Annotated in this window: 1 protein-coding gene and 1 pseudogene; one reads left to right on the top strand and one right to left on the bottom strand. The window is 47.7% G+C overall.

What is annotated here, in order from left to right; translation table 11 throughout:
* Positions 1 to 295, top strand: a pseudogene (locus tag R7O13_RS24350) (MATE family efflux transporter); the annotation flags it as partial.
* Between the two features lie 95 nt (positions 296 to 390).
* On the opposite strand, the gene R7O13_RS24355 reads toward R7O13_RS24350, so the two are convergent.
* The coding region (locus tag R7O13_RS24355) for an FAD-dependent oxidoreductase (RefSeq protein ID WP_318304867.1) at positions 391 to 1,162 on the bottom strand (772 nt) is incomplete at its 5' end.

The following is a 1,162-nucleotide window of genomic DNA, read 5'->3' on the forward strand; positions in this document are numbered from 1 at the left end:
TATTGCGATTGTGCAGCAGCAAGCAGCGATCTATCTACCTTGGCTGGTGGTGATGCCGTTGACATCCATGTGGTGTTTCTTATTCGATGGCATTTTTGTTGGTGCCACCAAAGGTAAAGATATGCGGAACAGTATGTTCGTGGCGACTTGCTGTTTCTTCGTAATCTTCTTTTTGTTCTCTGGCTGGCAAAACCATGCACTGTGGTTTGCGATGACCAGCTTTATGGCAATGCGAGGGATTGGTCTTGGAGTAATATTCTTCTATCAATGGCGTACAGGAACGTTCCTCGCGTAAATAAACACAGCAGGTCGAAAACCTGCTGTTTTTGCATTTGGATCATGGCACCCCAAATACTCATTTAACCTCATTATCTCAGCATTGTATGGCTACTAGAACAATCGGTTCAGCCCATTCAATGCCGCTACACGATAGGCTTCGGCCATGGTCGGGTAGTTGAAGGTAGTATTCACGAAATATTCAATCGTATTGGCTTGGCCTTTCTGTTCCATGATGGCTTGACCAATGTGGATGATTTCCGCCGCACGTTCACCAAAGCAGTGAATGCCGAGAATTTCCTTGGTTTCACGATGGAACAAAATTTTCAAACTGCCGACATCTTTGCCTGCAATTTGCGCACGGGCCAGATGTTTGAATGAAGAGCGGCCAACTTCATAAGGCACTTTCGCTGCCGTCAGTTCTTGTTCTGTTTTACCAACAGAGCTGATTTCTGGAATGGTGTAGATGCCTGTTGGGATGTCTTCAATCAGATAGTTTTCTGCCTGACCTTTGGTGATCGCTTGTGCGACAAAGCGTCCTTGGTCGTAGGCTGCGCTCGCAAGGCTAGGGTAACCAATCACATCACCCACTGCGTAAATGTGCTCAACCGCCGTTTGGTAGTTGCGGTTCACTTTAAGCTGGCCGCGAGAATCCGATTCTAGACCGACGACATCCAAACTGAGTTTGTCGGTGTTACCGGTACGTCCATTGGCGTACAACAGGCAATCGGCTTTCATCTTCTTGCCCGATTGCAGATGAACGATCACGCCATCTTCGGTGCCTTCAATGCGCTCGTAGGTTTCATCATTGCGAATCACCACGCCACTGTTCCAAAAGTGGTAAGAGAGCGCGTCGGACACTTCATTGTCCAAGAAAGCCAGTAAG

Source organism: Vibrio sp. Y176, assembly GCF_033438945.1.